Source organism: Terrabacter carboxydivorans (assembly GCF_039532035.1).
GTDB classification, from domain to species: Bacteria; Actinomycetota; Actinomycetes; order Actinomycetales; family Dermatophilaceae; genus Terrabacter; species Terrabacter carboxydivorans.
Genome location: NZ_BAAARE010000024.1, coordinates 58339 through 66175, shown reverse-complemented (window position 1 = coordinate 66175; position 7837 = coordinate 58339). Strand labels below are relative to the sequence as shown.

Annotated in this window: 7 protein-coding genes; 3 read left to right on the top strand and 4 right to left on the bottom strand. The window is 69.4% G+C overall.

Going from position 1 to position 7837, the window contains the following annotated elements:
• Positions 1-121 precede the first annotated feature (121 nt).
• From ABD297_RS20510 to ABD297_RS20495, 4 genes are all read right to left on the bottom strand, one after another.
• A complete protein-coding gene (locus ABD297_RS20510; RefSeq protein ID WP_344256975.1) occupies positions 122-2230 on the bottom strand; it encodes a DEAD/DEAH box helicase family protein in 2109 nt (702 codons plus the stop codon).
• A gap of 135 nt (positions 2231-2365) precedes the next feature.
• On the bottom strand, positions 2366-2947 hold the full coding sequence (locus ABD297_RS20505; protein WP_344256974.1) for a DapH/DapD/GlmU-related protein: 582 nt from the start codon (positions 2945-2947) through the stop codon (positions 2366-2368).
• Positions 2948-3471: 524 nt separating this feature from the next.
• On the bottom strand, positions 3472-4584 hold the full coding sequence (locus ABD297_RS20500; RefSeq protein WP_344256973.1) for a hypothetical protein: 1113 nt from the start codon (positions 4582-4584) through the stop codon (positions 3472-3474).
• A 125-nt stretch (positions 4585-4709) separates the two neighbouring features.
• A complete protein-coding gene (locus tag ABD297_RS20495) occupies positions 4710-5345 on the bottom strand; it encodes an antitoxin (protein ID WP_344256972.1) in 636 nt (211 codons plus the stop codon).
• Positions 5346-5519: 174 nt separating this feature from the next.
• Between ABD297_RS20495 and ABD297_RS20490 the strand changes: the two genes are divergently transcribed.
• The 3 genes from ABD297_RS20490 (at position 5520) to ABD297_RS20480 (ending at position 7651) form a co-directional block, all read left to right on the top strand.
• Positions 5520-6038, top strand: coding sequence for a peptidylprolyl isomerase (locus tag ABD297_RS20490; RefSeq protein ID WP_344256971.1), 519 nt, complete (start codon positions 5520-5522; stop codon positions 6036-6038).
• Positions 6039-6110: 72 nt separating this feature from the next.
• Complete coding sequence (locus tag ABD297_RS20485) at positions 6111-7061, top strand: rhomboid family intramembrane serine protease (RefSeq protein ID WP_344256970.1); 951 nt, start codon at positions 6111-6113, stop codon at positions 7059-7061.
• Between the two features lie 5 nt (positions 7062-7066).
• Positions 7067-7651: a DEAD/DEAH box helicase family protein gene (locus ABD297_RS20480; protein WP_344256969.1), complete on the top strand. Its 585-nt coding sequence runs from the start codon at positions 7067-7069 to the stop codon at positions 7649-7651.
• The last annotated feature ends 186 nt before the right edge of the window (positions 7652-7837 follow it).

The window sequence follows — 7837 nt, the reverse complement described above, 5'->3', positions numbered from 1 at the left end:
TCATCGTGATGATTCCGTTCGAGAGATCTGTGGAAGGTGAACTCGAAGGATCACGCGGTGGCCGCTCCTACGTCCACGACCGGGACGAACTCGGCGACCGCGCTACACCACTATCGGGGACTTAACTCACGATGTCCGAGGCGACGCGGTCTAGCTGCATGTTGCAGCCAGCCGGCAGGTAGGGGAACTGCTGGACGACTGCGGACTCCAGCTCGCGGCGCGTCACGTTGAGCAACGCCCGGTAGCGGCGGTCGAAGCGGAACTCCTGGCGGTGGGTCCCGACGAAGTCGAGCACCGTGCACAGGCTCTTGCCGTCTGCCTTCCGTAGCCCACGCCCCAACTGTTGTAGGAACAGCACCGGGCTCTCCGTCGGGCGGAGCATGAGGACCGTGTCGATCGTCGGCACGTCGACGCCCTCATTGAAAAGGTCAACCGTGAAGATGGCTCGCACCGACCCCGAGGCGAGATCGCGCAAGGCTGCCTCACGTTCCAATGCCGGAGTGTCTCCCCACACGGCCATCGCCGGGATCCCGTGCTCCACGAACTTACGAGCCATGAATCGCGCGTGCTCGATGCTGACGCAGAAACCGAAGCACTGCATGCGATCAAGATCGACGAAACGGCGAAGCTGCTCGATGACCTGTCGTGCCCACACGTCGTTGCCGGTGTAGACGTCACTGAGCGCGCTGGCGTCGTAACCGACACCGCGACGCCACGGGACGTCGCGCAGATCCAGCCCGTCGTGGATCCCGAAGTACTGAAAGGGCACCAGGTGCTGTTGGTCGATGGCATCCCAGAGCCGCAGTTCAGCTGCGATTCGATCGCCGAACCAGTGCAGGATGGGAAGGCCGTCCGACCGCTCCGGCGTAGCGGTCAAGCCCAGGAACTCGACGGGCCGCACATGGTTGAGGAGCCGTTCGTAGCTCGCAGCCGCCGCGTGGTGAAACTCATCCACGATCACGACGTCGAAGTGGTCCGGAGCGAGCTGGTCGATCCCGCTGGCACGCAGACTCTGGATCGAGGCGAAGACGTGCTCGAAGTCTCTCGGCCGAGCTCCGCCCACCCATTTCTCTCCGAAGGCGGCGTCACGCAGTACGTGACGGAAGGTCGCCATGCTTTGGTCGAGAATCTCTTCGCGGTGCGCGACGAACAGCAGGCGGGATCTGGCGAGAGTGCGTCGCACCCGGGCGTAGTCCACGGCGGCCATCACGGTCTTCCCGGTGCCAGTGGCTGCGACGAGAAGGTTGCGATGGTGATCCTGGATCCGAGCGACAGCGAGAAGCTCCAGCAGACGCTCCTGGAACGGTCGCGGAGTGACCTCAATCGAGCTGAGGATGATGTTCGGACCCGCTGCCCTCGGGCTGGCAGCGCGGAGTTGCTCCTCGAACTGGCCGGGCTCGTAATCGACGAACTCGCCGCTGGACCAGTACGCGTCGAAGGTTCCGACGAACTTCTCGATGACGGGCCGATTCCGTGCGGCGGAGACCCGAACGTTCCACTCGAGCCCAGTGGCCTGCGCAGACTGGGTCAGGTTCGACGAGCCGACCAGCGCGGTGGAGAAACCGCTGTGCCGATGGAAGACCCAAGCCTTCGCGTGCAAGCGCGTCGTTGTCGTGTCGTAGGAAACACGCACGTTGGCGCCAAGCTCGATGAGTCGATCGAGGGCGGAGCCCTCCGTCGAACCGGTGTACGTCGTGGTGAGCAGCCGCAGCACCTTGCCCGCCTCGCAGTGCCGGCGCAGGGCGTCGAGCAGTGGGTTGATACCACTCCGGCGAACGAAGGCCATGACGACGTCGATCGCGTCGGCCGAGGCTATCTCGGACTGGATCTGCTTCCAGAGGTTCGGCTCGCCAGGCGCATTCGTGAGCAGGGCCGTGTCGAGCAGCGGGGTCAACGGTTGAGCAACAGGCAGCGGCGTTCCATCAGGTCGTCGACCCAGGATGGCTCGCAGGACGTCTCCGCTGAAGGCCGGCCTCTCGTCCAGAGCCGCTTCAGACAGGGCGCCCAGCTGATCGAAGATCGCGCGCGCGACGGTGATGCCTACCTGAATGCGCTTCTCGTCAGAGACTCCTGCCAGCGCGCGTTCGACCTCGCTGCTCACGTGGATCGCGATGCGGTCTGCGGCCTCCGCCTTGTTGAGCGGCCGGCGATCAGCCAAGTCGTCAGGCACGGTCTGCAGGCGCCTGAGCAGAGCATCCGTCACGATCGACTCATACAGCCCGTCATCCACGGCCGCCAACGTACTAAGGATTGGTCGCTTCTGGTCGGCCCAGGTCAAGGGCTCGCCGCGTGAACGGGGTGGTCGGGCGCGAGATCGCGCAAATGGTGTGTCCTGGCGACACGACCTGCGCGATCAGGCGCCCGATCAGGGGCTCGCCGCCGTCCGCTGAACGGGCTCGCGGCGGGACGTGGCGGCCTGCACCTCGTGGGCGGGGTTGCCGCCGTAGCGGCTGCCGGCCGGCACCTCGGAGCCCTTCATCAGGAACGAGTCGGCCTCGAGCACGGCGTCGTCGGCGATGTCCACCCCGTAGTGGACGAAGGCCCCGACCCCCAGGGTGACCCGGTCACCGACCCGGACGCCCTCGAGCTCGAAGGCGCCGTCCTCCATAGAGTGGCACTGGATAATGCTGCCTGGGTTGAGGATGCACCCGTCCCCGATCGAGACGATCGTCTTCTCCGGGATGGCGAGACCGTCGTCGAAGACCCCGCGGCCCATGCGCACCCCCAGCGCTCGCCACATCAGCGGACGGAAGGGCATGCCGTTCAGCGCGGGAGGCGGTGCCCCGAGGAACTTCCAGTAGCGCTCGTGCCGCCAGAAGCGGCGGTCGTAGATGGAGCAGAAGCACGGCACGAGCCAGCGGAAGCCCAGGGCGCTCCACTCCCACAGCATCATCAGCAGGATGCGGAGCACGGCGAAGCCGAGCAGCGCCGCGAGCAGGACGGCCACGCTCCCACTCCCGCCGGCTGATGCCGGGGCGAGCAGAAAGTGAGCAGCGCGCACCGACGCAGGTGGGACCTACGACCCCGCGACTTCTCGCAGGCCGGTCGACGCCTGACCGGCTGCCGGGTGACGGCCGACCGGTCCGCGCCGATCAGCGGCTGCTTCCTCTGGCGCAACGCCGCTGGTGGTGCCATGCTCGGTGGAGCACCACGAGCGCGTCCTCCCGGGCGCGTCCTCGCCGGTGCAGTGAGTGGAAGGAACCCCACTGACGCGCTTGATGTGATGGAAACTTCATCGAGCCCCTCGCGCAACCAGCCGGACATGTTCTAGACTGGTTGAAGCGAAGGGTTGGGCACGCACGAACCGCGCCCAGCCCTTCTGCATGTGCTGGCTCGCGCTGTCCCCCTGTCGGTGCGAGCCAGCTCATGCAGAGAAGGACCCGGATGCCATGGGCATCCGGGTCCTTCTCTTTGCGCCTGCTCCCGGCCACCTCCGGTCCGGCTCTCGCCGCACCGGAGGCCACCAGGGACTCAGCTGGAGCTGTCGCCGTTCTCCTCGGCGAGCTTGGCCTGGGCCGAGCCCCGCGGGGAGGACGTCGTCGAGGCGCCGTTGATGGTGCCGCCCTCGACCGCGTCGGAGGTGATCGCGTCGGAGTCGGGGGCCGGGTCGACGGCCGTGACCTCGCCGGCGGCGGCGCTCGTCGCGTCGGTAGCGGCGTCGACCGCCTCGCCCGAGCGGTCCTTGGCGTCGGCGATGGCGGCCTGGCCCTTGGCGGCGAGGTCACCCGCCTTGTCCTTGGCCGTGTCGGCGAGCTCGGAGCCCTTCTCCTTGGCCTTGCTGGCGGCGTCGGCGACGGCGTCCTTGGCGTGGCTGACCTGCTCGGCCGCCTTGTCCTTGAGCGTCGTCGCGTCGGAGCCGAGCGTGCCGGTGCGCGAGTCGAGCGGCGTGGCCCACGGGTCGTCGGCCTGCTTCTGCTTGCGGAAGGCGGCGACCGCGGCGACCGCTGCGGCGGTCAGGCCCACGGCGATGAGCCACTTGCCCTTGCCGCCGCGCTTCTTGGCGACGGCGTCACCCTTGAGCACGGAGTAGGCGTCCTGGGCTCGGTGACCGCTGACGGCTGCCGTCTCCTTGGCCTGGGCGGCGGCCTGCTCGAGGTGCGGCGCGGCCGCCTCGCGAGCCTGCTCGGCGCCGGCGGCCAGCGCGGCGGCGGCGGTCGCGATGGCCGCGCCCACCTTGGGCAGCACGGTGTCGACGAGCGTCGACTGCGCGGCTTCCACCTTGGGCTTGGCGCGGTCGGCGGCCTCGTGGAACGCCTCGCCCGCGACGTCCTTGGCCGTGGCCGCGGCGTCGTGGAAGCGCTCTCGCGCGGCGTCGGCCGCATCCTGCAGGGCCGGCGTTGCGGCGTCCCTGGCGGCGTACGCGCGCTCCTTGGCGAGCGCGGCCGCATCCTGCAGGGCCGGCGTTGCGGCGTCCCTGGCGGCGTACGCGCGCTCCCTGGCGATCGCTGCGGCGTCGCTCGCGGAGTCGGCGGCGCTCTCACGCAGCGATCCGATGCGGTCGCCTGCCGCGGAGCCGAGGTCGGCCGCCGCGGAACGGGCCTGGTCTACGGCAGCCTCCGTGCGGGACTGCTTGGTTCGGAACATTCGTCCTCCTAGGTCCTGTCGTCCTTACCCATCCTGCCAACTTCGGCCACGCGCCGCACGGACACCGGTCGAGGGTGCCCGAGCTCTCGTCACGCGTGATCGCGTATGCCGGGTGGGTCCTTCGTTCAGCTCGTGGCGTCGTGCGTGGGCGGGGTCGTCTGCGGGCCGCGCGGCGTCGTGTCGGCGTCCTCCGGACCCGGCGCGTCGTGGTGCCCCGTCGCGGCCGTCGGCGGGTGGTCGAGCCCGAGGACGGTGTCCTCGAGCGTCGTGTCGGTGAGGGCCTCCTGCATCGGCACCGGCACGTCACCGGCGGCGGCGTCGAAGCCGCTCTCGTGCAACGGGGCCGGCGCGTCGATGGGGTCCGGGGCGTCGAGCGGGCTCGCCGACACGGGGGCCGGCGCGTCGGGGTCGACCGGGAACGGCGCCCCCCCGGTCACGTCGGTCGCTCCGGCGGCCGCGGCAGCACCGGTGGCGGTCGTCGGCCCCGAGGTGTGCCCCTCGGCGACCTTGTCGACCCCGCGGTCGACCTGCTCCCTGACCTTGGCCACCTTGTCGGCGTACTTGCCGTCGGTCTTCTCGTCGATCTTGGCGCTCGCGGTCTCGACGTAGCCGTCGATCTTCTCGCGGTTCTCGGCGGCGAAGTCACCCGCCTTCTCCCGGGCGTGCTTCGCGGCGTCCGTCGCCGCCTCCTGCAGGTGCCTGGCCTTCGTCTCGAGGTCGAGCTCCTCGGCCTTCTTCTTCAGCTTGTCCATGAACGACATCGGCACTCCGTCCTTAGCCGGCCGGTGGCCGGCTGCTCATCGGGTCGCGTCCCCAGCTGCTGTGAGGTCGATCCTTCTCCTTGGCCAACGGTGGGTCCACCCCCAGCGTTCCGCATCGCGGGGTGCATACCCGGCCTGACGGCATACGTGCTCGGTCGTGCGAGGATTGGCCCCATGAAGGCAACCCTGCACACGAACCACGGTGACATCGTCATCGACCTCTTCGAGCACCAGGCCCCGAAGACGGTGGAGAACTTCGTCGGCCTCGCCAAGGGCGAGAAGGAGTACAAGGACGACGCCGGTCGCACCAACCCGACCCCGTTCTACGACGGCCTGATCTTCCACCGCATCATCCCGAACTTCATGATCCAGGGCGGCTGCCCCATCGGTCAGGGCTTCGGTGGCCCCGGCTACGCGTTCGACGACGAGATCAGCCCCGACAAGGACTTCACCAAGCCCTACATCCTCGCCATGGCCAACGCCGGCAAGCGCATGGGCAAGGGCACCAACGGCTCGCAGTTCTTCATCACGACCGCCGCCACCACGTGGCTGCAGGGCAAGCACACGATCTTCGGCGAGGTCGCCGACCAGGCCTCGCGCGACGTCGTCGACAAGATCGGCGCGGTCGCGACCGGCGCCAACGACAAGCCGCTCGAGGACGTCGTCATCAACTCGGTCACCGTCGAGGACTGACGCTCCCCGCTCCACAGCACCGACGCTTCACCGCACCACCGCCCACGGACGCGACCGGCAGGGGGAATCCCGTTGTCTGACAACCCGACCAGTGGCCAGCCCGGCCAGCCCCCGGTCGACCCGGGAGTGCCGCAGCCTGCTGCCGGTCCGTCCGTGTGCCCGCGCCACCCCGACCGGGAGGCCTACGTCCGCTGCCAGCGCTGCGGCCGTCCCGCCTGCCCGGAGTGCCAGCGGCCCGCCGCGGTCGGCATCCAGTGCGTCGACTGCGTCCGCGAGGCCGCCCGCACCACGGCCGGTGCCCGCACCGTCTTCGGCGGCCGCGCGACCGACGGCACGCCGGTCGTCACCTACACGATCATCGCGGTCTGCGCCGTCGTCTACCTCGCGCAGCGGGCCAGCGGGGCCGTCACCGAGAACTTCGCCTTCGCGCCCTACCTCGGCTGGACCGAGCCGTGGCGCTTCGTCACCGCGGCCTTCCTGCACTCGCCGACGACGTTCTTCCACATCCTGCTCAACATGTTCGCGCTGTGGTCGCTCGGGCAGTACCTCGAGCCGATGCTCGGCCGGGCCCGCTTCGCCGCGCTCTACCTGATCAGCGGCATCGGTGGCCAGGTGGCCGTGACCCTCCTCGCCGCCGCGCCGAGCATCGAGACCCTGCGCGCCGGCGTCGGGGGCGCCTGGTTCGGCGCCGTCGTCGGAGCCTCCGGCGCGATCTTCGGCCTCTTCGGGGCGCTGCTCGTGCTCAACCGGCACCTCGGTCGGTCCTCGACGGCGATGTACGCGACGATCGCCATCAACGCGGCTTTCGGCTTCCTCTACCCCGGCATCTCGTGGCAGGCGCACCTCGGCGGTCTCGTCACGGGCGTCATCTGCGCCCTCGCGATCGTCGTCTTCCGTCGCCAGGGCGTGCGCCACCTCGTCTGGGCCGCGCTCGGCGCCGTCCTCGCGCTCCTCGTCGTGGTCGCGGTGGCGAAGTACCTCACCGTGCCCCAGAACATCCGCGATCTGAGCATCTTCGGCTGACGGCGATGCACCTCGTCTGCATCACCGGGCCTCCGGCTGTCGGCAAGATGACGGTCGGTCGGGCGGTGTGCGACCTCACCGGCTTCCGGCTCTTCCACAACCACATGTCGATCGAGCCGCTGCTCGGCGTCTACGACTTCGGCACGCCGTCGTTCCGCCGGATCAACGCGATGATCCGGCGCGAGGTCATCGCGGAGTCCGTCGTGGCCGACCTGCCCGGACTCGTCTTCACCTTCGCCATCGACCTCGACCACCCCGGCGACCTCGCACAGCTGAAGGAGCTCGTCGAGCCCGTCGAGCAGGCCGGGGCGCCCATCGACCTCGTCGAGCTGCACGCCCCCCAGGCCGTGCGCCTCGCCCGAGAGGGTGGCGCCGACCGGATGGACCACAAGCGCAGCAAGCGCGACGTCGAGTGGGCCCGTGCCCACGTGCTCGACCTCGAGTCACGCGCGAGGTTCAACACCGACCCGTCCCGGGACGGCGAGCGGCTGCTGCCGCAGCACCGTCACCTGCGGCTCGACAACGACCACGGTGACGCGACGGCGACCGCGCAGCGGATCGTCACCGAGCTCGGCCTGCCACGTCTCTGACCCTGAGTCCCCCTACGCGGCACCCGGGCCGGCCCTCGGACCCCTCCGGCTCACGTACCGGCGTCTCCCGGTCAGCTCCGCCGGCGGCTTCCCACAGGCGTCGGCAGAGTTGTCCACCGGTTGTGGACAAGCCTGTGGATGTAGTTACACACGTGTCATTCATCCCCAGCTGGGGACAACAGTGTG